This is a genomic window from Agrobacterium sp. 22-221-1 (genome assembly GCF_053522445.1).
On sequence record NZ_JBNWCL010000001.1, the window covers coordinates 80,600 to 103,574 of the forward strand.

General features: G+C 60.6%; 22 protein-coding genes. 10 read left to right on the forward strand and 12 right to left on the reverse strand.

What is annotated here, in order from left to right:
• Positions 1-24 precede the first annotated feature (24 nt).
• The 4 genes from ACQZ5N_RS00405 to ACQZ5N_RS00420 all read left to right on the forward strand — a co-directional run bounded on the left by ACQZ5N_RS00405 (position 25) and on the right by ACQZ5N_RS00420 (position 4,956).
• Positions 25-1,965 (forward strand): EAL domain-containing protein, encoded by a 1,941-nt coding sequence (locus tag ACQZ5N_RS00405; protein ID WP_448731773.1) that lies wholly within the window; start codon positions 25-27, stop codon positions 1,963-1,965.
• A 107-nt stretch (positions 1,966-2,072) separates the two neighbouring features.
• On the forward strand, positions 2,073-3,779 hold the full coding sequence (locus ACQZ5N_RS00410; protein ID WP_448731774.1) for a sensor histidine kinase: 1,707 nt from the start codon (positions 2,073-2,075) through the stop codon (positions 3,777-3,779).
• Complete coding sequence (locus ACQZ5N_RS00415; RefSeq protein ID WP_448731775.1) at positions 3,776-4,384, forward strand: response regulator transcription factor; 609 nt, start codon at positions 3,776-3,778, stop codon at positions 4,382-4,384. Before ACQZ5N_RS00410 ends, ACQZ5N_RS00415 begins: the two co-directional genes overlap by 4 nt.
• A gap of 89 nt (positions 4,385-4,473) precedes the next feature.
• Positions 4,474-4,956 carry a GlcG/HbpS family heme-binding protein gene (locus tag ACQZ5N_RS00420; protein WP_020813405.1) on the forward strand — a complete coding sequence of 161 codons (483 nt, stop codon included), beginning with the start codon at positions 4,474-4,476 and terminating at the stop codon, positions 4,954-4,956.
• 134 nt (positions 4,957-5,090) lie between these two features.
• On the opposite strand, the gene abc-f is transcribed toward ACQZ5N_RS00420, so the two are convergent.
• The gene (abc-f, locus tag ACQZ5N_RS00425) at positions 5,091-6,974 is read right to left on the reverse strand and encodes a ribosomal protection-like ABC-F family protein (RefSeq protein WP_448731776.1); all 1,884 of its coding nucleotides are present in this window, start codon (positions 6,972-6,974) and stop codon (positions 5,091-5,093) included.
• Between the two features lie 69 nt (positions 6,975-7,043).
• Positions 7,044-8,090, reverse strand: a complete 1,047-nt coding sequence (locus ACQZ5N_RS00430; RefSeq protein ID WP_448731777.1) for a GGDEF domain-containing protein — start codon at positions 8,088-8,090, stop codon at positions 7,044-7,046.
• A gap of 259 nt (positions 8,091-8,349) precedes the next feature.
• Between ACQZ5N_RS00430 and ACQZ5N_RS00435 the strand changes: the two genes are divergently transcribed.
• On the forward strand, positions 8,350-9,045 hold the full coding sequence (locus ACQZ5N_RS00435) for a glutathione S-transferase family protein (RefSeq protein ID WP_020813408.1): 696 nt from the start codon (positions 8,350-8,352) through the stop codon (positions 9,043-9,045).
• A 103-nt stretch (positions 9,046-9,148) separates the two neighbouring features.
• Positions 9,149-9,571, forward strand: a complete 423-nt coding sequence (gene ndk, locus ACQZ5N_RS00440; RefSeq protein ID WP_003496769.1) for a nucleoside-diphosphate kinase — start codon at positions 9,149-9,151, stop codon at positions 9,569-9,571.
• Between the two features lie 96 nt (positions 9,572-9,667).
• Here ndk and ACQZ5N_RS00445 read toward each other — a convergent pair whose 3' ends face one another.
• Positions 9,668-10,180 carry a hypothetical protein gene (locus ACQZ5N_RS00445; RefSeq protein WP_448731778.1) on the reverse strand — a complete coding sequence of 171 codons (513 nt, stop codon included), beginning with the start codon at positions 10,178-10,180 and terminating at the stop codon, positions 9,668-9,670.
• Complete coding sequence (locus ACQZ5N_RS00450; protein ID WP_448731779.1) at positions 10,177-10,737, reverse strand: CGNR zinc finger domain-containing protein; 561 nt, start codon at positions 10,735-10,737, stop codon at positions 10,177-10,179. Before ACQZ5N_RS00450 ends, ACQZ5N_RS00445 begins: the two co-directional genes overlap by 4 nt.
• A gap of 52 nt (positions 10,738-10,789) precedes the next feature.
• Here ACQZ5N_RS00450 and ACQZ5N_RS00455 point away from each other — a divergent pair, with 52 nt between their 5' ends.
• Complete coding sequence (locus ACQZ5N_RS00455; RefSeq protein ID WP_448731780.1) at positions 10,790-11,686, forward strand: branched-chain amino acid ABC transporter permease; 897 nt, start codon at positions 10,790-10,792, stop codon at positions 11,684-11,686.
• 111 nt (positions 11,687-11,797) lie between these two features.
• Here the strand turns inward: ACQZ5N_RS00455 and ACQZ5N_RS00460 are convergent, their stop codons facing one another.
• From ACQZ5N_RS00460 to ACQZ5N_RS00480, 5 genes are all read right to left on the reverse strand, one after another.
• The gene (locus ACQZ5N_RS00460) at positions 11,798-12,253 is read right to left on the reverse strand and encodes a molybdenum cofactor biosynthesis protein MoaE (RefSeq protein WP_059752456.1); all 456 of its coding nucleotides are present in this window, start codon (positions 12,251-12,253) and stop codon (positions 11,798-11,800) included.
• Between the two features lie 4 nt (positions 12,254-12,257).
• Positions 12,258-12,512 carry a molybdopterin converting factor subunit 1 gene (gene moaD / locus ACQZ5N_RS00465; protein ID WP_065654069.1) on the reverse strand — a complete coding sequence of 85 codons (255 nt, stop codon included), beginning with the start codon at positions 12,510-12,512 and terminating at the stop codon, positions 12,258-12,260.
• Entirely contained in the window at positions 12,512-13,099 is a 588-nt protein-coding gene (pgsA, locus tag ACQZ5N_RS00470) for a CDP-diacylglycerol--glycerol-3-phosphate 3-phosphatidyltransferase (protein ID WP_059752461.1), read from the reverse strand. Before pgsA ends, moaD begins: the two co-directional genes overlap by 1 nt.
• Positions 13,100-13,202: 103 nt before the next feature.
• Entirely contained in the window at positions 13,203-15,254 is a 2,052-nt protein-coding gene (uvrC, locus tag ACQZ5N_RS00475; RefSeq protein ID WP_448731781.1) for an excinuclease ABC subunit UvrC, read from the reverse strand.
• A complete protein-coding gene (locus ACQZ5N_RS00480; RefSeq protein ID WP_448731782.1) occupies positions 15,251-16,039 on the reverse strand; it encodes an SDR family oxidoreductase in 789 nt (262 codons plus the stop codon). The genes uvrC and ACQZ5N_RS00480 overlap by 4 nt, the downstream gene beginning before the upstream one ends.
• 350 nt (positions 16,040-16,389) lie before the next feature.
• Here ACQZ5N_RS00480 and ACQZ5N_RS00485 point away from each other — a divergent pair, with 350 nt between their 5' ends.
• On the forward strand, positions 16,390-17,046 hold the full coding sequence (locus tag ACQZ5N_RS00485; RefSeq protein ID WP_448731783.1) for an outer membrane protein: 657 nt from the start codon (positions 16,390-16,392) through the stop codon (positions 17,044-17,046).
• A gap of 117 nt (positions 17,047-17,163) precedes the next feature.
• Here ACQZ5N_RS00485 and ACQZ5N_RS00490 read toward each other — a convergent pair whose 3' ends face one another.
• Together ACQZ5N_RS00490 and ACQZ5N_RS00495 are read right to left on the reverse strand one after the other, a co-directional pair.
• Positions 17,164-17,760 carry a glutathione S-transferase gene (locus tag ACQZ5N_RS00490; protein ID WP_059752466.1) on the reverse strand — a complete coding sequence of 199 codons (597 nt, stop codon included), beginning with the start codon at positions 17,758-17,760 and terminating at the stop codon, positions 17,164-17,166.
• Positions 17,761-17,872: 112 nt separating this feature from the next.
• Positions 17,873-18,646 carry a ribonuclease T2 family protein gene (locus ACQZ5N_RS00495; protein WP_448731784.1) on the reverse strand — a complete coding sequence of 258 codons (774 nt, stop codon included), beginning with the start codon at positions 18,644-18,646 and terminating at the stop codon, positions 17,873-17,875.
• 207 nt (positions 18,647-18,853) lie between these two features.
• On the opposite strand from ACQZ5N_RS00495, the gene ACQZ5N_RS00500 reads away from it, so the two are divergent.
• Positions 18,854-19,801 (forward strand): lysylphosphatidylglycerol synthase domain-containing protein, encoded by a 948-nt coding sequence (locus tag ACQZ5N_RS00500; RefSeq protein ID WP_003520764.1) that lies wholly within the window; start codon positions 18,854-18,856, stop codon positions 19,799-19,801.
• 4 nt (positions 19,802-19,805) lie between these two features.
• Here the strand turns inward: ACQZ5N_RS00500 and ACQZ5N_RS00505 are convergent, their stop codons facing one another.
• Positions 19,806-20,669: a 23S rRNA (adenine(2030)-N(6))-methyltransferase RlmJ gene (locus tag ACQZ5N_RS00505; RefSeq protein WP_448731785.1), complete on the reverse strand. Its 864-nt coding sequence runs from the start codon at positions 20,667-20,669 to the stop codon at positions 19,806-19,808.
• A 41-nt stretch (positions 20,670-20,710) separates the two neighbouring features.
• Between ACQZ5N_RS00505 and ACQZ5N_RS00510 the strand changes: the two genes are divergently transcribed.
• Entirely contained in the window at positions 20,711-22,933 is a 2,223-nt protein-coding gene (locus ACQZ5N_RS00510; protein ID WP_448731786.1) for a molybdopterin-containing oxidoreductase family protein, read from the forward strand.
• The last annotated feature ends 42 nt before the right edge of the window (positions 22,934-22,975 follow it).

The window sequence follows — 22,975 nt, forward strand, 5'->3', positions numbered from 1 at the left end:
ACAAATAATAACCGGGGAATGCAGATGATGGAATTGATCGCCGCACAAGCGGCAGCATCGGCTGCCGAGCTTCCATTCCTGCTGCTTCAGGCGGCCGCCGTGGTTGGCATGGTGTCCGTGTTTATCCTTCTGCGGCGAAACATAGCCCTCGAGGATCCCCGCTATAAAATCTATTACGGCATTATTTTTGGAATGGCGGGCTTTCTGCTGACACTGCTGGTGTCCGAGTTCATCAAGCTGCCCTCCAAACCCTATATCCGCTCCGACCTGCTGTTTCTGGCCGGGGTGCTGGGGTCCTGGCAGGGCGGGCTGATCAGTCTTGCCCTTATCGCCGCCGGGCGTCTGCTGTTCGGCGGCACTGCCCTGTTTTTTCCGGCCCTGATGGACATGGCCGTCATCTCTGCCTTCGGGATCATGATGTATGGCTGGATGCGAAAGCGTCGTCTCGCCGAACTCGGCGCCCGTGATGTCATCGGTGTATTTGCGGTCAGAGTTTTTGCCGTTTTGCTTGCTGTTTTGCTGACATATAGCCTCGGAACGATCAATCAGGAGGTATTTTTCAGCAATATCGGTCGCCGAACCCTGGGCGCGGTCACCGTCGGCCTGCCGATCATCGTCTGCCTGTTCATCCTGCTGCGCAGCGAGGCGCGGGCGCGGGAAGAGACAAAGAGACGCGAGGCGGCGGCACGGACGGATTCATTGACCGGCCTGCCCAACCGGCGCGCCCTCAAGGACCATATAGAAACGACGATGCGGCAGGAGCCGGCCGTTCCGCACGCGCTCATTCTGATCGAGATCGTCAATATTGCCGATGTCGCCGCCTGCGAGGGCGAGGACTGGAGCGATCTTTTCTGGCCGAGGCTGGCGCGGGAAATCTGCGACCGGGAAGACGGCCTATTGTGCAGATCCAATACGCCCTGCAGCTTCATGTTCGGCGATACGACACTTGCGGTCGTCATGCGCGGCATTTCGCTGGAGAAGTCCGAAAGTGCGAAACTCATGATGCATCTGCATGACGGGTTGAGCGCATTTTGCCGCTCGGCGGAGGCGGGGCCGGTGCCGCATCTCAAAATCGGGGCGGCGAATCTGGACCGGCTTTCCCGGCAGAACGTGGCTTCCTTCCTCAGGCACCTCAGCCTCGCGCTGAAGGGAAGCGATCATCCGGTGCAGATTTTCCCCTTCTCCTTTGCCGAGAAAGCGACACGGGACGAGGCGGTGCGGCAGATGCTGGTCAACTGGATAAAATCCGGCACGCCGCCCATTTTTTACCAGCCGAAATTCGAAATGCGCAATCGCCGGATGATCGGCGCCGAAGCGCTGCTGCGCGCGGTCGATGCGCGGGGGCAGGCGCTTTCGCCCTATTATGTGCTGGAGATCGCCGAACGCCATCGGCTGCTGGTGGAATTCGAATGGTCGACGATCGAAGCCGTCGTGCGCGATCTTCGCGACCTGCACGGCCTCGAGGCGGATTTTCATCTGGCGGTGAATATTTCCGCTTCGTCCTTTGCGAGCGCGCATTTCGCAGACCGGGTCGTGGCGCTGCTGCACGAAATGGCGGTGCCGGCGCATCGCCTCTCGATCGAAGTGACGGAGATGAGCAGGATACCGACCACCGATGTCGTACAGCAGAATTTCGATACGCTGATTGCCGCAGGCGTCCGGCTGGCGCTCGATGATTTCGGTACCGGTTATGCCGCCCTCACTTTGCTGGCGCGGTTCCCGTTCGAAGAGGTCAAGATCGATCACTGGATGACATCGAGGCTCGACCAGTCGCGGTTCAGGGAGGCCATTGCGCTCGCCTTCGAGAGTGCGGAGCGTTACGGCGCAAAGCTGGTGACGGAAGGCATAGAAACCGAGGAACAGAGCCGGCTCCTCATGCAGATGGGCATTCGCTTCGGGCAGGGTTATCTTTATTCCCCCGCCGTACCGCTCGACCGGTTGCAGCCTCAAAGGGCGTGCGCCTAACGCGAGGGGACCCTTTGGGTCTTCCTGATCAGGGGTAAATTCGGCTGGGGCCGGATTGAATGTTTTCCCGGTCTGTGCTGAGAAAAGTCCTTTGATGAACGAATGTTATGACCCTCTTTACCGGTCATGCGGGCGAGCCGATGCTTGAAAACAACGATGCATGGAACGACATGCCCGGAAAGCCGGCCGAGCACCTGCCGAATGAGGCTGCCAGGGGCGCGGATAGCGCTGGCCGCTCGCTTCGCGCAGCCGCCCATGCCGTATCAGGCGACAGACACACGGCGGACAATCCGCGGCTGCTGACAGGATGGAGTTTTCTCAGGTTGTTTCTGGCCTGGGCATTACTCATGGCGGCCGTCATTTGGGCTCTGGCGGCTTATCAATATGTCAGCCTGCTCGGCGAGTTGGGTCGGCAGAGCGATGCATTGCAGACCGAGGCATCCCGCCGGGCCGATCAGCATGATGCCCATGTGACGGCGCTTTCGGCGGTGGCGCAGACGGAGCAGGGGGCGGACTACGGCCTGCTGCTCGATGTCGCGGCACCCATTCTGCAATTTTACCCGCGCATCGATGAGGTTCAGCTGGTTTCCCTCAATGAGGCGGGGCCTGTTATCGGCACCCGGCCGCTGGAAAACGAGTTGGCAGCGGCGATCCGCAAGGCGGCGTCAGTCTTTACCGGCCGGCCCGCCCTGGTGGCGAGCGATCTCAGGCCCGGCCACTACATGATCGTCAAGCGCAGCCCCAATAGCGAGACGGCCTCGCAAGTGCTGGTGCTTGCCGTCGATGCCGCGCGGCTTCTGGCGTCCGATACTCCGTTCTGGTCGGCGAAACAGGCGGTGATCCGGCTCAAAATGCCTGACGGTACGCTCCTGTTCGGCCCGCCCTCGATGCCGGAAGCACCGCAATATGTCCGGCAGCTCAGCAGCGCCACCCAGCCGCTTACGCTCGAAGTCGCGCTCTCGATCACCTGGCGCGATCTCTTGCCGGGGCGTGCCCTGTTGGCGGGCATGGCTGGGGCGAGCATCGTTTTCCTGCTCGGCACTGTCATGGCGAGACAGAGGACGCGCATGCGCGCCGCCGAAAGACGGGCCGAACTGAGTGGCATGGAGGCGAGGCTCACCCATGCTTCGCGGGTCAATGCACTCGGAGAGATGGCAAGCGGCCTTGCCCATGAACTGACCCAGCCCTTGACGGCGATATTGGCGCAGGCGCAGGCCGGGCGGCGGCTGCTTGCCCGTCAGGATGTCGCGGCCCTTTCCGGTGCCCTCGACGATATGATCGATCAGGCGCGATGCGCCGCCAATATGCTCGACCGGTTTCGCAATTGGTCGCTGCCGCACCGTCAACCGGTGGCGGCGCATGATCTGCGCGCCGCTCTGCGCAACGTCGATGCGCTGCTTGCCGGCGAGGCGGCCCGTCATGAGGCCAGCATCGACATCGAGATGCCTGATGCTCCGCTATTGGTGCGGGTCGATCCCGTTGAAATAGAGCAGGTCATGTTCAATCTGCTGCGCAACGCGCTCGATGCGCTCACTGCCATCGAAGGTAGACGCGCGATTACCGCCAGATTGAGCCGGAGCGGTGATTTGGCCCTTCTCGAAGTTGCCGATAACGGCCCCGGCGTCGCACCGGGCCTGCGCGACCGGCTGTTTACGCCTTTCGCCACCACGAAAACGAACGGCATGGGTCTGGGACTTGCCCTCAGCCAGCGGTTGGTGGAGCGCGCCGGCGGCGAAATCCGCTATGTCGAGTGTGAGAATGGCGCGCTTTTCCGCGTTGCCCTGCCGATTGCAGCGGAGGCACAGACCCCATGACGCTGCCCGTCTATCTCGTCGATGACGATGACGCCGTGCGCAAGGCGCTGATCTTGCTCCTGTCCACCGTCGGCATCAAGGCGAAGGGCTTTGCCGATCCGGTGGTATTTCTCGGTCAGCTATCCGGGCTCGAACCGGGTTGCCTTATCTTCGATATCCGTATGCCAGCCATTACCGGATTGAAGCTGCAGGAAAAGCTGACGGAAGAAGGGATCGACTGGCCTGTCATCATCATTTCCGGTCACGGCAATATCGAAGCCTGCCGCCGGGCCTTTCACAATGGCGCGGTGGATTTTCTCTCCAAGCCCGTGGATGAGCAGGATCTCATCGACGCGATTCAGAAGGCGCATCGGATATTGGCCCGCACGCTCGATGCAAAAGCGCTGCAGGCCGAGACCATGGCGCTTTTATCGCTGCTGACCGCACGGGAGAGGGAGATACTCGAGCGCATCGCCCTCGGTTTCACCTCGCGCCAGATCGCTGACGGGCTTGGCCTGTCGCCGCGCACGGTGGATAGCCATCGCGCCGCCATCGGCCTCAAGCTCGGCACCACCTCGCAGGCGGAAATGACAAGGCTCTGGCTGGAAGCCGGGGCGGATCGGTAGAACTACCGAGCCGCCGGCAAGTCTTACGGATTAGCGGCGGAACGCCATCCGCTTAAGCTGCAGTCCTCATCAAGCAAGAGGACCTCTCAATGATCCGCACCCTTCTCATCGCTTCCGCCCTGATCGCTCCTTCGGCTGCATTGGCGCAGACGCTGCCGACCGCGCCTTATCTGCCGCTCGAAATGGCGGAAAAGGCGGCCAAGGCTGCGCTTCAGGCCTGCTCGACCAAGGGCAACGCCGTCACCGTTGCCATCGTCGCCCGCGACGGCGCCACCAAGATGGTGCTGAAGGCGGACGGCTCCGGCCCGCACACGGTCTCCAGCGCAACCGGCAAGGCCTTTGCTGCCGCATCGCTCGGCCGCGATACCGGCGAAATCGCCGAATTCGTCGCCTCCAAGCCCGCCAATGAAGGGCTGCGTACCATGGATGACCGTCTGGTCGTTCAGGCTGGCGGTCTGCCCATCAAGATCGGCGAAGCGCTGGTCGGCGGCATCGGCGTCGGCGGCGCGCCGTCGGGCGCGATAGACACCGAATGCGCCCGCGAAGGCCTCAACGCCATCGGCGCCAAGTAAGATTGTCAATAGGGTCCGGCGGCTTCATGGGAGGTCGCCGTATGCCTTGGGTTGTCAATCTCCGTCATTCCGGCCTTGAGCCGGAATCCAGCCAGCCCAAGTCCTTGGGCTGAAAAGACCCTTCTCGCCGCGCATCACCCCGCCATTGCTTCCTCATACTCGCTGGAAAGCAGCAGCCATTGCTCCTCCGCGTCGGAAAGTTTGCTGGCGGCCTCACCGCGCTCTTTGACTTTCTGCGCGGCTTTGGCGGGGGCTTTTTCATATAGCGCCGGGTCGGCAAGTTCCGTGTCGAGCGACTGAATCAGTTTCTCAAGCTTTGCCGTCAGGGATTCGATTTCGTTGATCTTTTTCTTGAGCGGCGCGAGCTGGGCGCGCTTTTCCGCGCTTGCCTTGCGCTGATCGGCTTTGGAAGCCTGATCGGCCGCGGCGTCGGTCTTGTCTTCCTTCTTCTTACCGGAGGAAACGACGAGATCGCGATATTCCTCCATATCGCCTTCGAAGGTCTTGACCGTGCCGTCAGCCACCAGCCACAGCCGGTCCACTGTCGCCTCGATGAGATGGCGGTCGTGCGAGATGAGGATGACCGCGCCGCTGTAGTCGTTCAGCGCCTCGATCAGCGCACGGCGGCTGTCGATATCGAGATGGTTGGTCGGTTCGTCGAGGATGAGCAGGTTCGGCGCGTGGAAGGCCGCAAGTCCCATCAGAAGCCGGGCCTTTTCGCCACCGGAAAGGTCCTTTGCCGCCGTCGCCATCTTTTCCGTCGCAAGACCCATCTGCGCCACGCGGGAGCGCACCTGCGCCTCCGGGGCCAGCGGCATCAGTTTGCGCACATGTTCGACCGGCGTTTCATCCGGCACGAGGTCATCGAGCTGATGCTGCGCGAAGAAACCGATCTTGAGGCCAGGGGCGACGCGAAGATCGCCCGCCTGTGGCGCAAGCCGGCCGGAAATGAATTTCGCGAAGGTGGATTTGCCGTTGCCGTTGGAGCCGAGCAGCGCGATGCGGTCGTCATTGTCGATCCTGAGATTGAGCTGCTTCAGAATGGATTTGCCCGGCTCATAACCCACAGCCCCGCCATTGATGGCGACGATGGGGGAGGCGGGCTGTTTTTCCGGCTCCGGGAAGGTGATCGGCTGGACGTGATCCTCGATCACGGCGGCGACGGTGCCCATGCGCTCCAGCGCCTTGATGCGGCTCTGCGCCTGCCGCGCCTTGGTGGCCTTGGCGCGGAAACGGTCGATGAAGCTTTGCAGGTGCTTGCGCGCGGCGTCGTTTTTCGCCTTCGCCTTCATCTGCAATTCGTCGGCCTCGGCCTTCTGCCGCTCGAACTGGTCGTAACCGCCGCGATAGAAGGTCAGCTTCTTCTGGTCCAGATGCACGATGGAGTTGACGGCATTGTTGAGAAGATCGCGGTCGTGGCTGATGATGATGACGGTATGCGGATAACGCCGGATATAATCCTCCAGCCAGAGCGTGCCTTCGAGGTCGAGATAGTTGGTCGGCTCGTCGAGCAGCAAAAGGTCGGGTTCGGCAAACAGCACGGAGGCGAGCGCCACGCGCATGCGCCAGCCGCCGGAGAAGGAGGAGGCCGGGCGAAGCTGCGCTTCGTGATCGAAACCGAGGCCGGCAAGAATGCTGGAGGCGCGCGCTTCCGCCGAATGGGCGTCGATATCGACGAGCCGCATCTGGATTTCCGCGATACGGTGCGGATCGGTTGCGGTTTCCGCCTCGGCCAAAAGCGCGCTGCGCTCCCTGTCGGCCGAAAGCACGATGGAAATCAGCGATTCTTCGGTGCCTGGGGCTTCCTGCGCCACCTGGCCGATGCGCGCCTGTTTCGGGATTGTCACCGAACCGCTTTCCGCCGAGAAATCGCCGGTGATGACCCGGAACAGGGTGGATTTGCCGGCGCCGTTGCGGCCAACAAGGCCCGCCTTCACACCGGCGGGAAGCGTCACGCTGGCATGGTCGAGAAGCAGACGCCCGGCTATACGGGCGGAAAGATCGGTAATCGTAATCATGGCGCCGTTTTGGCCGAACTGTTTGGCCAAGGCAAGAGCGCCTGCGCCACATCGGGCGAGATTAAAGTGTCAATCGCCGAGCTGCGCCAGATAGCTGCTGCGGCTATGCTGCGCCACCTCCCGCGAATAACCGACGACGCAGTTGCGCGTGCCGCAGCGGGCCGAAAGCAGAGCGAGTTCGGCATGGCTGAAAAATTCGGCGGGCGTTGCGGTTCCATCCACCGCGGCGACGCCGATTGAAACGGTCAGATGTTCGCCGTCTCCTTCCTGCGTCACGAAACGCAGCGCCTCCACGCTTTGCCGCAACCGCTCGGCAATGGCCTCGGCCGTGTTCTGCGGCACGCCGGCAAACAGGAAGGCGAATTCATCGCCACCGATACGGGCGACGAAATCGTCCTTCTTGATGGTTTTGCGAAACAGGGCGGCAAGCCTTCTGAGTGCCTTGTTGCCGGCGGCGGAGCCGTATTTGCCGTTGATTTCCCGGAAATGGTCGATATCCAGCAGCGCGAGCGTGGTGGCGGAGGCGGCGCGGTCCTTTGAAAACAGGCCGCCGAGTTTTTCAAGAAAGGCAGCCCGATTGGGAAGCGCGGTTAGCGCATCGCGCAGCGAGGCGGCCTGAAGCTCCCCCCGGTTTCTTTCAACCTCGCGGATTTTCACCAGCCCCATGGCGATGAAATGCCGAAGGCTCGTCTGTTCTTCGTGGATATCGCCCAGCAAATCGACGAAGCGCTCCATTGCGGGCGGCTCGCCATCCTCATCCTGCTCAAGGCTGGCCAGGAAAGTTTCGGTGCGCTGAAGGCTCGCATCCAGCCGCGCGGAAATCTGCGTCAGTGTATCGAAGGCCTCGCTTGCCATCTGTTCGGCTTCGATGCGCGAAAAGCCGGGCAGATTGTGCCGCTGGCCGATGAGGTCGATTTCATGCTGCTGCGGCGCATTGCCGAGCGCGAGAATGTCACGGCCCATGGCCGGATTGTGTCCGGACAATATTTCATAGATCAATTCATAATTGCGCGGTAAAGGTGCAATATTCATCTTGGCGATGAACTGCGTGATCTTGGTAACGACAAGAGCGCTTCTTGCCTGTTCGCGTTTTTTATCGCCCGCCGATGTCGTCACTGACAGCCCCAATAGCAATGGATTATTATGAATAGACCGGCGATAACCGATTGTTGAACGACGTTATTCTTACAAGCGACGGTTTAAAATAGAATAAATCCACAAAGAATTTTGCCGTCACGAAGCATAAATTCCGCGTTGCAGAAGGCGGGTGTCCCCCCAAGCGTTCCTTGATCGATAATATGACAAATCCTGATTTGATTTCGGGCGGCGACCGTTTTTATATCGCTCCATCGATGTTGCAGAAGAGGGGCAGCCCATGACGACTTCCAGAACGCTCTATTCGCTATGCGGAAGCGATACTTCCCGGCCATTTTCTCCCCATTGCTGGAAAACCGTGCTTTCGCTGGCGCATAAGGGGCTGGATTTCGAGGAGCGGCCTTTACCCTTCACGGTGATCCCGACGGTGGAGGACGGGTTTTCGAAGACCGTGCCGATCCTGCGCGACGGTGACGAGCTGGTGAGCGACAGTTTTGAAATCGCGCTTTACCTGGACGAGGCTTACCCCGAGCGCCCGTCGCTGTTTAACGGCGAGGGCGGCAAGGCCATGGCCCGTTTCGTCGAAAGCTGGTCGCAGACGGTGCTTCACCCGGCCATCGTCCGCATCGCCGTGCTCGATATCCATAATATGCTGGACGAGCCGGACCGCCGTTATTTTCGCGATAGCCGCACGAAAGCGCTCGGCCGCCCGCTCGAGGATGTGGTGGCGAACCGCGAGGCGGAAATCGCAGCCTTTCCGGCATTGCTTGCGCCGATCCGGCGTATGTTGAGCTTTCAGCCTTTCATCGGCGGCACATCGCCGCTTTTTGCGGATTACATCGTGTTCGGCGCGCTGCAATGGGCGCGGATCACCACCGGGGCGGATTTGTTCGCCGATAACGACCCCGTGCGGGACTGGTTCGAAGGCTGCCTCGATCTCTACGATGCGAGAGGCCGCAGTGTGACAGCGGCGTGAAATGTCTGGCATCATCGTCGCAATCTCGTCGATCCCCCTTGTTTTCGGGCCTTTGGGCGGGTAAAGACCGCCCACTTTCTCTGAAGGAAAAGGAAACGGACATATGGCGATTGAACGCACATTTTCGATGATCAAGCCGGACGCAACCAAGCGTAACCTGACGGGCGCGATCACCAAGGTATTTGAAGACAACGGCCTGCGCGTCGTCGCCTCCAAGCGCGTCTGGATGAGCAAGCGCGAAGCCGAAGGCTTCTACGCCGTTCACAAAGAGCGTCCCTTCTTCGGCGAACTCGTTGAAGGCATGACCTCCGGCCCGACCATCGTTCAGGTTCTGGAAGGTGAAAACGCCATCCTCAAGAACCGCGAAATCATGGGCGCCACCAACCCGGCCCAGGCCGCTGAAGGCACCATCCGCAAGACCTTCGCGCTCTCCATCGGCGAAAACTCCGTTCACGGCTCCGACGCCCCGGAAACCGCCGCACAGGAAATCGCTTACTGGTTCGCCGAAACCGAAATCGTCGGCTGATTCAAAATCTCAACGGCTTGAATCGCTGTTGCAAGCGATTGTGTGAAGCTGCTGAAAAGACTCGAAGAAACGGAGCCGAAAGGCTCCGTTTTTTTTTCACAACGCCGGACACCCCTGAACCGGTCGCATATCCGTCGTGCCATCCGGTTTGAACACCTCCGGATTGGGCGTATAAAGCGGGCCGACCACCAGCGGCTTGGCGGGAAGAAGCGACTGGTCGGTGTCGGAGCGGATCGTGGTTTCGATGGTCTGAAGGATGTCGCCTTCCGGCCCCTTGATGCGGATGGTGACCTTATAGGGCCGGTCCTGCTTCACACATTCCACCGGTGGGCTCTGAACCGTGATCTTTTCGTCTTTCGGGAAAATCTTCTCGCGGCTGGTGAGGTCTGGACCGCCGCGCGGGTTTTCGAATGTCGCTTCCACCGTGCTGCCATCGCGAACCGGCGCGATGCGCTGAAGCGTCACCAGATAGGTGGCGATGGCGACGCGATAGTTGAAAACGAACATCCGGCCGGAAACCTTCGCCACTTCGCGCGGCTCGTCCCGCTGGCAGCCGGAAAGAGCGAGCATCCCCGCAATCGCCAGCAAGGGAAGGGCAATTCTTCTCATGATCGCACGTCCTTCTTCCGGTGATAGTGCCGGCTGGCTTTCTGCCGGTTGCCGCACACCGCCATATCGCACCAGATACGGCTTCTGTTCTTGCTGCGGTCGATGAAAAGCCAGCCGCAATTGCCGCAGATCCGCAGCCGCTCCCGTGTCTCGCCGGCAAGTAGCGAGAGGGCGGAATGGGCGGTGGCGTTGCCGAGGCTTTCGGCAATCGGAAACGTCCGCAGTGCCGTGCCGCAAGCGAAGAGAAGCCCGGCCAGCCTCTTGTCGTCATCGTCGTCGCCGGTAATGGCGGCGCGGAAATAATCGTCGACAGCCTCGCGAAGATCGAGAAAAACCGCCTGCTTTTCCGCCTCGGGCGCGATGAGCGCGGGAAACCTGTCACGTTCCGCACCGAGCCTCGTGGCCGCTTCGGCAAAGGCCGCGATCTGCGCCGGCGCGGCAAAACGGTCGACTGATTTTGCCGCATCCGAGCGCAGGATCACGCTATTGGCGACATCCAGCGCCAATGCGCCGCCTGCGAAACGATGTTCTGTCCAGCGAAAGGTCATGCTGCACATTATAACTGTCAAAATGGGTTTTAACAGTTATAATCATGGCGGGAGGACGCGCTTGGCCTATTTCCTGCAACAATTGCTGAATGCCGTGCCGGTCGCGTCGCTTTATGCGGTTCTGGCCTTTGGTTATGCCATCGCTTTTTCGGTCACCAAACGCGCCGATGTCACCTATGGCGCCATATTCGCCTTTGCCGGCCAGACCTGCCTGTTATTTGCCGATTTCGGCTGGAACCGGCTGTGGCTGGTTCTGCCGGCAACATTGGCGCTCGGGGCAGGGGCGGGCCTGTTGGGTGGGCTGTGGGCGGCGGGTTTTGTCGGCAGGGCGGTGATGCGGCCGCTGGCGAAAGCCTCTCCCAATGCCGTGACCGTCGCCTCCGTCGGCGTGCTGATCGCGCTGACCGAAAGTGCGAGGCTGGCCGCCGACACAAGGCAACTATGGCTGCCGCCGCTTCTATCTCAGCCGGTGCGCTTCTGGGCCGCTGGCGGCTTTGCTGTGACCCTGACGCCGATGCAGATGCTGAACACGGCGGCCTTCTGCCTGCTCATTCTCGCAGGCTCGCTTTATCTTGGCCGTTCCGCTTTCGGCAGGCGCTGGAAGGCGGTCTCGGACGATGCTTTCGCCGCCGCTTTATGCGGGGTGAATGCCGGTCGGATATTTCTCGTCTCCTATTGCGCGGCGGGCCTCGTTGCTGCCATCGCCGGCGTGCTGGCCACATTCTATTACGGCACCATGGATTTCGGCGCCGGTCTGGTCTTTGGGCTGAAGGTGGTGCTGATTTCGGCGGCGGGCGGTTATGCCAGTCCGCTCATCTGCGGCCTTGGGGCCGCCGCCGTCGGCTTTGCGGAAACTTTCTGGGTCGGTTACGGACCGGCCGCCTGGCGCGATGCGGTGGTTCTGGCGATGCTGGTCGGCTGGCTGATTGTCATGCGCAGCAGGGTGGAAGCGCCCTGAGTCTGGCCCCTAGAGCGCTTTCGCGTTTCTTCGAATCGCGAAAGCGCTCTAACTCTTTGTTTCGTCGCATTTCCGGACGGAAAACCGGGCTCCACTTTTCCTGGAAATGCTCTATCGCCACTTGTCCTTCGCCGTGTCATCGGTCGTCTTCGCCGCAACCCAGTCGCCCGCCGAGCCATCCTTGCCATGTTCCTTTTTCCAGAACGGAGCGGATGTCTTAAGATAATCCATCACGAAATTGGCGCCATCGAAGGCGGCCTGTCGATGCGATGAAGCTGCGATGACGAGGACGATATTTTCGCCGGTGGCGATCTTGCCGTGGCGGTGGATGGCGGTGAGGCCGAGAAGGCCGAAACGCTCCATGGCGAGTTTGGCGATGCGGGTTATTTCCGCCTCCGCCATGCCGGGATAGTGTTCAAGCTCCAGCGCCGCAAGCGTGCCGCCATCATCCCGGCAGAGCCCGGTGAAGGCCACGACCGCGCCGATGCTCCTGTCACCTTCCGTCAGCCGGCGGGTTTCTTCCGCAGCGTCGAAATCCTCTGCCTGCACGCGGACCGTCGGCTGCATCCGCTCATCCCCCCGTCATCGGCGGGAAGATGCCGATCTCGCGCGCGCCGACGATGCTTTCATCATGCTCGACATGTTCCTGATTGACGGCGACGCGGATCACATTGGGGAATTCGAAGGCGGCTTCGTAATTTTCACCGCGCGTCGCAAGCCAGGCGATCAACTCGCCGGCGGTGGTGACGGAGGAGGGGATGTCCAGCTCTTCCTCGTCGGTGCCGATCTTCTCGCGAACCCAGGCGAAATAAACGATCCGTGTCATCAGTCTTCGTCCACGATGTGCTTCAGGCCGGCCTTGAAGTAATCATAACCGGTATACATGGTCAGCGCCGCCGCGATCCACAGCAGGGTAATGCCCATTTCGGTCGTGTAGGGCAGAACCTTGTCGCCCGCAGGACCCGCAAGCAGGAAGGCGATGGCGACCATCTGGATGGTGGTCTTCCACTTGGCGATGCGGGTGACGGGAACGCTGACCTTCAGCGCCGCCAGATATTCGCGCAGGCCCGAAACCAGAATTTCGCGACAGAGAATGGTGATGGCCGCCCAGAGCGACCAGCCGGCAATGGTGCCATCCGCAGCCATCAAAAGCAGGACAGAGGCGACCAGCAGCTTGTCGGCGATCGGGTCCAGCATGCGGCCGATATTCGACGTCTGGTTCCAGATACGTGCGAGATAACCATCGAGGAAATCGGTCAGCGAGGCGATGATGAACAGCCACAATGCCGTCCAGCGCGCGAAATCCGAGCTTTCCAGTTTCCCTTCGATGAAAAAGCACAAAACGATGACAGGAACCGCGAGGATGCGGCCATAGGTGAGTAGGTTGGGAATGCTGTATGCGCGCGAAGCCATGGGAAACCTGTCAGTCTAAGATTAGCTGCCTTGATGCCGCCGCCAGGGCATAGCGTCAACATGTGATTATGTTTTTTTAGCAGTTCGCCACGACGGCGCGGCATCAATCGCTGCCGCTCTCGTGGAAGTGATTGTAGATTTGCCGCGCAACCGTCTCCGAAATGCCGCTGACGGCCATCAGATCGTTGAGACCGGCGCGGGAAACCGCTTTGGCCGTGCCGAAATGCTGCAGCAGGGAGCGCTTGCGGCCCGGACCGATTCCCGAGATTTCGTCGAGCGGATTGCGCACCATTTCCTTCTTGCGCCGCGCCCGGTGCGAGCCGATGGCGAAGCGGTGCGCTTCGTCGCGCATGCGCTGAATGAAATAGAGCACGGGATCGCGCGGCGGCAGCGAAAAATCGCTGCGCCCATCCGCAAAGAACCGCTCGCGACCCGCCTCGCGGTCCACGCCCTTGGCGACGCCGATGGCGGTCACACAGTCGCGAATGCCGAGTTCGTCGAGAATTGCCCGTACCGCCGTCATCTGGCCCTGACCGCCATCGATCAGGATCACATCGGGCCAGGCGGGGAAGGGCATATCGGCGGCTTCCTCCGGCGTCGGCGTCTGCGTCTGCCCACGGTCGGGCTTTCCCTCTTCCTTCAACAGGCGCGAGAAGCGACGGGTCATCACCTCGCGCATCATGCCGAAGTCGTCACCGGGGGTGATGTCGGTCGATTTGATGTTGAACTTGCGGTATTGGTTCTTCACGAAACCTTCCGGCCCCGCCACCACCATGCCGCCCACGGCATTGGTGCCCATGATATGGGAGTTATCGTAAATCTCGATCCGGCGCGGCACATAAGAAAGACCGAAGGTTTCCGCAAAACCCTTCAGCAGCCGCGCCTGAGACGAGGTTTCCGCCAGCTTGCGGCCATGCGCCTCGCGGGCATTGGCAAGCACATGGTCGGTGATGTCCTTCTTCTCGCCGCGCTGCGGCACGCTGATGGTAACCTTGTGCCCGGCCTTTTCGCCGAGTGCTGCGGCCAGCAGTTCCTGCTCCTCCACCGTTTCGGAAAGCAGTATTTGCTTCGGCACCGGCTTGTCGTCGTAAAACTGCGCCAGGAATGCATTGAGGATTTCCGAACCGGGCAGGGAAGGGTCGGCCTTGGGGAAATAGGCGCGGTTGCCCCAGTTCTGGCCGGTGCGGAAAAAGAACACCTGAATGCAGGAGATGCCGCCTTCATGGTGGATGGCGAAGACATCCGCCTCCTCGATGCCGGCAGGATTGATGCCCTGATGGCTCTGGACATGCGAAAGTGCGGCCAGCCGGTCGCGATAGACGGCGGCGCGCTCGAAATCGAGGTCCTCGGCCGCCTCGTTCATCTGCCGCGCAATCGCGGTCTTGACGCTCTGGCTCTTGCCGGACAGGAAATCCTTGGCTTCCTTGACGAGTTCTTCATACCCCTGATCGCTGATCTCATGCGTGCAGGGGCCAGAACAGCGCTTGATCTGGTAAAGAAGACAGGGACGCGTGCGGGTTTCGAACACGCTGTCGGTGCAGGTGCGGATCAAAAAGGCGCGTTGCAGAGAATTGATCGTGCGCCCGACCGCGCCGGCCGACGCAAAGGGGCCGAAATAATCGCCCTTGCGCGCCCGCGCTCCACGGTGTTTGAAAATCGCCGGCGCGCGGTTGTCTGCGGTAATGAGAATATAGGGAAAAGACTTGTCGTCGCGCAAAAGCACATTAAAGCGCGGCCGCAAGCGCTTGATGAGATTCGCTTCCAGAAGAAGCGCTTCGGTCTCCGTGCGGGTGGTGACGAATTCCATATGGGCGGTCAGCCGCACCATCTGGGCAATGCGGTTGGAATGCACGCGGCCCTGCGCGTAATTGCCGACACGCTTCTTCAGCGAGCGCGCCTTGCCGACATAAAGAACGTCGTTCGCCTCGTTGAACATGCGATAGACGCCCGGCGCATTCGGCAGGTGTTTGACGAATTCGCCGATCAGATCCATGCCCTTCAGGCCGGATTCGTTCTTCCAGCCCGCATTCCAGTCCATGCCGGCAACGTCGCTCGATGCCTCGGCCGCATCGGTCGCGGCAAGGCTTGCATCGTCGTCTTCGTCGTCGGTTTCATCGAAGAGAATACCGCCATCAGGCAGCTTCTTTCCGTTCATTCATTTATCTCCGCCACGTCAGGGGTTTCCCAGCCAAGATGCTGGCCGCCGTCGAGCGCGATCATTTGTCCGGTGACCGACGGCGTGTCGAAAAGAAAGCGAATCGTCCGCCCGAACTCGTCCGGTGCGGGACCACGCTTTAATATAAGGCCGTCGATCTGCGCCTGAAAGTCCTCGGGCGCCTGTCTTTCGCTTTTGAAGGTGGGACCCGGCCCGATGGCGTTGACCCGCACACGCGGCGCAAAGCTCTGCGCCATCGTCCGCGTGGCCGTCCAGAGCGCCGATTTCGAAAGCGTATAGGAATAAAACCGTGGCGTGAGCGCAAGCACGCGCTGGTCGATGATATTGACGATCAGCCCGGATTTATCCGCGGGCAGTTGCTCGACAAAGGCGGCGGCGATGAGGGAGGGCGCGCGCACATGCACGGCGAAATGCGCGTCGAAGATCGCCGGATCGGGCTTGTCCGCCGAGTCGTCGAGAAAAACCGACGCATTGTTGATAACGACGCCGATAGGCCCCAGCACTGACGCAGCCTGTTCGATGAGCCCAGAGGTGGGGCCGGATTGTGTCAGGTCCGCCTGGACGGCAACGGCTTTGCCGCCTTTTTGCCTTATTTCGTTAGCGAATTCCTCGGCCTGCGCCATAGATTCATTGGCATGGACGGCGATCGCGAAGCCATGGGCGGCCAGATCGGTGGCGATTGCCCGCCCGAGCCGGCGGGCGGCCCCCGTTATCAAGACTGTCTTCGGTATATTTTCTTTCACGGCGGACCTGCATTTGCTCATCTCAGCCCTATTTGCTGGATATAAATGCAAATCGCAAGCTGTCCATCGACCCCAAAAGAATTGGGCGATTTTTTATTCACAATGCAATTTCGGTTTAATTTGAATATAACTAAGTTTAAAGGCGATCTATTGCTGGTTAGGCTTCTGTTAGGGTTAATAAACCCCTTGTGGCAATTAGGCAACGTCTAATTCTAGTCACGTCGCTGCCCCAAACAATTCACATTTTGGCTCTTTGATCTCCGCATTCTCCTATCAAATTCAGTTTCCAGAGGGGCGATTAACCCGACGAGTTTACACCGCGTCTGAGAACAATAGTTTTGAGTACAGAGCGGTCCTGAAAGGAGAATAGCATGCGTATTTTCGTAGCAACCCTTATGGCTTCGACCATGGCAGCCGCCGGCTTTTCGGCTGCTCACGCCGCTGACGCCGTAAATGAAGTGCCGCAGGCACCGGTTTCCTACGACCAGCCCGCGCCGGTCAAGGATTGGTCCGGTGCCTACCTCGGTGGTACGGTCAACTACGATTGGGGCCGTTTCAGCTCCAGCAACGACGGTCGTGACGCCAAGGGCGCTGGCGGCGGTCTCTACGGCGGTTACAACTGGCAGAACGGCCAGCTGGTTTACGGTGCGGAAGCAGACGTCAACCTCGGCGACGAGCGCGGTTCTGCCGGTACGGTTGCAGGTAACGCCATCGAAGGCAAGCAGGGCGTCAACGGCTCGCTGCGTGGCCGCGTCGGTTACGACATGAACCCGTTCCTGCTCTATGGTACGGCCGGTCTTGCTGTCTCCGACAACAAGGTACGTGACGCGACCTCCAAGGACAGCGCCACCGCCCTCGGTTACACCGTCGGTGCCGGTGTAGAAGCCATGGTGACCGACAACATCACCGCTCGTCTGGAATATCGCTACAGCGATTACCAGAAGAAGGACTACGGTCTCGACTCCGGCGCGTTCTCGCGTGGTTTCGACGATCACTCCGTCAAGGCCGGTATCGGCGTCAAGTTCTGATCCCTCAAGGATCGCTATTGGAAAAGCCGGGGTTTTCGCCCCGGCTTTTTTGTTTTTCGCTCTTATGTGTCGGCATGAATGCCCGGCCTTCCGGCCAGGCGTCCTTCTGCATCCGCCTCAGGCGGCGGCCTTCATTTCCGCATAGGCTTCGAAACGCTTGCCGAAGGTTTCCGGCCAGCCGGCCAGCGCATCGCGCCCTTCGGCCCATTCGCCGGCGAAACGCAGGTCGAGATAACCGATCATCGCGGCAAGGGCGAAATGGCCGCCATGCAGCTTCTTGCCGGTTTTCGGCAGGTTGGTGTTGAGATAATCAAGCCCGCGGACCACCTTGCTCCACTGCTTGTCGATCCATGGCTGGTGGATCTTGTCTTCCGGGCGAAAACGACGCTCGTAAACGATGGCGAGCAGGCAATCCATGATGCCGTCGCACAGCGCTTCGAGAATTTCCACATCCGTGCGCTTGCCGTTCTTTTTCGGGTAGAGCTTGCCGCCCGAAAGACGGTCGAGATAATGCATGATCGCCACGCTGTCATAGACCGATCCGCCTTCATCCAGAAGCAGGACCGGAATTTTGCCGAGCGGATTGTTGTCCATCAGCGTTGCGGGCTCGGCACTGGTATCGACACGCACGGAGGTAATGTCGATGCCGAGATGGCGCGCGGCCATACGTACCTTGGCGGAGTAGGGGGAGGCGGGCGAGTAGAGCAGTTCCATGGTCGGGTCCTGTGGGTTGTCGTCTGGGGACTGGAATAGTCAATAAAACTGCATAGCGGTTTTATGTCTGGAAAATGTGTAGAAGAACGCAAATGGGAACATTCGATGCGCTCTAGCGAATGGGGATGATTTCCGTGGCGTTGGCGCGGCAGCCCTTGCGGTCAAGCTCGGGGCAGTCGCGGAATGTCATGTCCCTGTTGAGGCAGATGCGCACTTCCTCAAGGCGCCTGCCGTCGCAGCTGATGGAGATGCCGCGTTTCGACAGGCCGGGATTGGCGTCGGTGAAGGCGGTTTCTATGGCGTCGGCGGAAAGAGTGGCGGCTTCGGCGCCCGAGGCGATCTTTCCCGGCAGCCGGATGGCTTCGAAGGCGGCGCGTGTCGCCGAGAAATAGTCCCTCTGTGACAGGCCGGAGCAGGAGCCGTGCTTGCGCCACTGGTGGCCGATCAGGCCCATGGAGGGCATGATATCGAACATGGTGCGGCCGATTGAGTCCGGAACACGGTCGGGCTCGCCGCTTTGGCAGAATTCGGGATAGCCGTTTTCGTTCTGCGGCCACAGCCCATGCACCACGAAACCGTAACGCCTGTCGCTGCCGCATTGCTGGCGGTTGCCCGAGCCTTCGGAACTGGCGCAGAATGCCGGTGACCAGGAGAGCGACAGCACGTAAAAATCGAACCCGTTTCCGCGGGGCGCAGGGTTCTTGCCCGTCTCCTGTCGGGAAGCGTCGCGCCCTGGGGCGTCCGGCCGGGAGTTGCCGGCGGTCTGCGATTGGGATTGTGTCTGCCGGTTGCCGGCGGGGTCGGTCGGAGCCGGATTTTCCCGCGCGAACCACAATGCGCCGAGCGACAGAAGGCCCAGGGCGATGAAACCGGCATAACGCTTCATTCCGTGTACGTTCTCCGGAAAGTGGACGACCTCACATCGCCGGCGGGCGACGATCCGGTCTTACATCAACTTGTGAACGGGGCAAACCGCCAATCTTTGATGAAAAGGTTGAAAGCTTTGCCGCATAACGAATAAAGTCGAACGAATCTTCCGCAAAGACGGAACAGGGCTGGGGTGAGGCTGGAGGAAATAGGCGGGCATGACCGCATGAAATTCAAGAAATATATCTGGCCCGTCGTTGGCTTCGCGACGATCGGTTTTTCCGCATGGTTGCTCTTTCACGAACTGCGCGGCCTGTCGCTCGATGATCTCTGGGACAGTCTGAAAGCCATTCGCGTGCGGGACTGGCTGTGTTCGGGCCTTGCAACCCTGCTGGCCTATGCCGCGCTCGCCGGTTACGACCGCATCGCGTTGCAGCATCTTGGCCGCAAAGTGAACTGGTTCTTCATCACGCTCACCTCTTTCACCACCTATGCGCTGTCCCACAATGTCGGGGCCTCGGTATTCTCCGGCGCCGTGGTGCGATATCGGGCCTATACGTCCAAGGGGCTGAGTGTGGCGGAAGTGGGCGTCCTCGTCGGCCTGTGCTCCTTCACCTTCCTCATCGGCACGATCATGCTGATCGGGCTGGTGCTGCTTTACGAGCCTGACATCACCGAACGGTTTACCGGCATTCTGCCCGTCGAAGCCTCCACCACCACAGGCGTGCTGCTGCTCCTTTTCGTCGGCCTTTATATTCTTGGCAGCCTGCTCAGGCTGAAACCCCTGAAAATCGGCTCCTTCGTGCTACCGTATCCCGCGCCGAAGCTTGTTGCGCAGCAACTCGTCATCGGCCCGATCGAGCTGATCGGCGCGGCGGGCATCATCTATTTCGCGCTGCCGGAAGCCGGAAATCCCGGTTATATGGTCATTCTCGGCATATTTCTGGTTTCCTTCTCAGCGGCGCTCATCTCGCACGCGCCGGGCGGCCTGGGGGTGCTGGAACTGGTCTTCGTCACCGGCCTGCCGGATATGAACCCGGCGGATGTCATCGCGGCGCTTCTGGTCTTCAGGCTGTTCTACCTCATCATTCCCTTCATCATGGCCCTATTCGTGATCCTGTTCTTCGAACGGTCACAGCTTGCGCAGGCGCAGAGGCGGGAAGGGCTGAGATAGCCCCTCAATTATCTTCCGATTTTTCCTCGCCGCGCAGCCAGAAGGCGCGCTGCGAGGCGAACCTGTCCTGTGCCAGCGTTGTCTTCAGGTAGAGCAGCAGCGTGTGCAACTCGTCCTTCAGCGTATAGGGCGGATTGACGATGATGAGGCCGGAGCCGCTCAGGCCATCCAGCCGGTCGCTTCTGACGGAAAGCTCCGCGCACAGCATCTTCGGAATATCGAAGGATTGCAGCCGCTCGTGGAAGTCCTTGATCGGAGCGCCTTTCTTCAACGGATACCAAAGGCAATAGGTGCCGGTGGAAAAACGCCGATAGGCCTTGTTCAAGCCATCGGCCAGACGCTGATATTCATTCTCAAGCTCGAAAGGCGGATCGACGAGGATGAGGCCGCGCTTTTCCTTCGGCGGCAGATGCGCGCCGAGCGACAGCCAGCCATCCAGCTCGGTGACACGCACCTGGTAATCCCCTTCGAACAGGCGCGCGAGCGCCCGGCTGTCATCCGGGTGCAGTTCCATGGCCGAAAGCCGGTCCTGCGGGCGAAACAGCATGCGCGCGAGTTTCGGTGAGCCGGGATAGAATTTCACGCCACCTTCCGGATTGAGTTCCTTCACGGCGTCAAGATAGGGCTCCAGCAGTTCGGTGATGGGGGCAGGCAGATCGGCCTCCATCAGCTTGCCGATACCGGTCTGCCATTCGCCGGTCTTCTGCGCCTCTTCCGAGGTCAGGTCGTAAAGCCCGATGCCGGCATGGGTGTCCAGCACGCGAAAGGCCTTGTCCTTGTTCTGCAGGTAGCGCACGAGGCGGGCGAGAACGGCATGTTTGAGGACATCCGCGAAATTGCCGGCGTGATAGATGTGGCGGTAGTTCATGGATGTGTCTCGCTTGCCGTTTATCCGGATGAATGGTCAGGATGAATATTCTTGATGGACGTCACTTCGGCCTTTTTGCCGCATCGTTGATGCAATATACAAAAGACATGAACGTTGCGACCCCGATTTCCGCTGAAAAAGCCGCCCCGAAGTCCGAAGTCCGTATCGGACACACGGTCTGTCCGCATGACTGTCCGAGCGCCTGTGCGCTCGAGGTCGATATCAATGCCGATGGCCGCATTGGCCGCGTGCGCGGTGCGAATGCCAATACTTACACCGCCGGCGTGATCTGCGCCAAGGTGGCGCGTTACTCCGAGCGCATCTATCATCCCGGCCGTCTTCTGACCCCGAAGCGCCGCAAGGGTGCGAAGGGCGCCGGCGACTGGCAGGAGATTTCCTGGGAAGCGGCTTTGGACGAGGTGGCGGACGCTTTCGTCAAGGCCGAAGCGCGGCATGGTACTGAGGCCATCTGGCCCTATTTCTACGCTGGCACCATGGGGCAGGTGCAGCGGGACTCCATTGAGCGCCTGCGCCACGCCAAGAAATATTCCGGCTTTTTCGGTTCGATCTGCACCAACATGGCCTGGACCGGTTATGTGATGGGCACCGGCGCACTGCGCGGCCCGGATCCGCGCGAGATCGCCAAGGCCGATGTCGTCGTCATCTGGGGCACCAATGCGGTCGCCACCCAGGTCAATGTCATGACCCATGCGGTGAAAGCCCGCAAGGAACGCGGTGCGAAGATCGTCGTCGTCGATATCTACGACAATCCGACCATGAAGCAGGCGGATATGCGCCTCATCGTCCGCCCCGGCACGGATGCCGCACTTGCCTGCGCCGTCATGCACATCGCTTTCCGCGACGGTTACGCCGACCGTGATTATATGGCGCGCTTCGCCGACGATCCGGCCGGGCTCGAGGCGCATCTGAAGACGAAAACGCCGCAATGGGCATCCGAAATCACCGGCCTTTCCGTCGACGAAATCGAGGATTTCGCAAGGCTGGTCGGTGCCACCAAGAAGACCTTCTTCCGGCTCGGATATGGTTTTGCCCGCCAGCGCAACGGCGCGGTCGCCATGCATGCGGCGCTTTCCATCGCCGCGGTTCTCGGCTCCTGGCAATATGAGGGCGGCGGCGCGTTCCACAACAATGGCGACATCTTCCGGCTCAACAAGGCGGAGCTGATGGGCAGTTCTTACGCCGACCCCGAGGTGCGCCAGCTCGACCAGTCGCAGATCGGCCGCGTGCTGACGGGGGACGCGGAGGCGCTGCGCCATGGCGGCCCGGTGACGGCGCTGCTCATCCAGAACACCAATCCCGTCAATGTCGCGCCCGAACAGCGGCTGGTGAAACAGGGTTTCCTGCGCGACGATCTCTTCGTCGCCGTGCATGAGCAGTTCATGACCGAGACGGCTGATGTGGCCGATATCGTGCTGCCCGCCACCATGTTCCTCGAACATGACGACATCTACCGCGCCGGCGGCCAGAACCACATTCTGCTTGGGCCCAAACTGGTGGAGCCGCCGGAAACGGTGCGCACCAATCTCTTCGTCATCGAGGAACTGGCAAAACGCCTCGGCGTCGACCATATGCCGGGCTTCGGCCTTTCGGCCCGCGATCATGTCGACCATATGCTCAAAGTCAGCGGCTGGGGCGATTTCGACACGCTGGCTGAAGAGAAATGGATCGATGCGCAACCCTCCTTCGAGGTGGCGCATTATCTCGAAGGATTCGGTTACGGTGATGGCAAATTTCGTTTCAGCCCCGAATGGGCGACTGGACCGTCTCCGAACAAGCCGCCGAAAAATATCGGTGTGATGGGGCCTGTTGTGCAATTTCCGAAATTCCCCGATCAGGTCGACGTTATCGAAACCGTGGACGGTGACCATCCCTTCCGGCTGGCGACATCGCCGGCGCGCAACTTCCTGAACTCCACCTTCGCGGAAACCAAGACCTCCGTGCAGAAGGAAGGCCGTCCGGAACTGATGATCTGTCCCGAGGACGCGAGCGGCAACGGCATTGCCGATGGCGACATCGTCCGCATCGGCAATGCGCGCGGCGAAGTGCGCCTCCATGCGAAAATCGTGGAGGGTGCAAGACCGGGTGTGCTGATCGCCGAAGGGCTATGGCCAAACAGGGCGCATCTGGATGGCGAGGGCATCAATGTGCTGACCGGCGCCGATGCCGTCGCCCCCTATGGCGGTGCGGCTTTTCACGACAACAAGGTGTGGCTCCGCCGCGATGACGAGGCCCGCGAGGCTTGATATTGCGCCGCAACACGGGCAGGCTGAAATTCCACGACAGGC